This window comes from Streptomyces canarius (assembly GCF_014650735.1).
Classification (GTDB): Bacteria; Actinomycetota; Actinomycetes; order Streptomycetales; family Streptomycetaceae; genus Streptomyces; species Streptomyces olivaceoviridis.
Map to the genome: position 1 here is coordinate 1 of NZ_BMVN01000230.1, position 683 is coordinate 683.

At 71.0% G+C, this 683-nt stretch carries 1 protein-coding gene; it reads right to left on the reverse strand.

Translation table 11 applies throughout. The features are described from left to right. Positions 1-9: 9 nt before the first annotated feature. Positions 10-683, reverse strand: a 674-nt coding sequence (locus IE294_RS47030; RefSeq protein ID WP_189895425.1) for an aldo/keto reductase, incomplete at its 5' end; no start/stop codon positions are given.

Genomic DNA, 683 nt, shown 5'->3' on the forward strand with positions numbered 1-683 from the left:
CCGGGTGGTTCAGTGGTGGTGGCGGGTGGGGACGCGGGCGCCGCCGAACATGAGGTCGCGGACCATGGGGGTGGAGATGAAGGCGGTGGGGAAGAGGGGTTCGGGGCGGCTGACGGCGTCCAGGCGCTGGATGTGTTCCTCGCCGAGGACGACGTCGAGTGCTCCGAGGTTGTCCTCCAGCTGCCGCGCGGTGCGTGCTCCCAGGACCGGGGAGACGACGGCCGGGTTGAGCAGGGTCCAGGCCAGCGCGACCTGAGCGGGGCTGGCGTCGACTTCTCCGGCGATCTCCTTGACCGTCTCGGCGATGGTCACGCCGCGTTCGGTGAGCTGGCCGGAGGCCGCGATCACGCCCTTGCGGGAGCCGGACGCGGAGTTCTGCTCCTCCTGCCCGGCCAGGTCGGCGCGGCTGTACTTGCCGGTGAGCAGGCCGCCGCCGAGCGCGGACCACGGCAGTACGCCCAGTCCCATCTCGCGTGCCATCGGCATCAGTTCGTGTTCCACGGTGCGCTGGATGAGGCTGTACTCGATCTGGAGCGCGATCAGCGGCGTCCAGCCCCGCAGCTCGGCGAGCGTCTGCATGGCGGAGATGCGCCAGGCCGGGGTGTTGGAGATGCCGATGTAGCCGACCTTGCCGGCGCGTACCAGGTCGTCCAGGCCCCGCAGTGCCGTCCCAGCCGTGCAGG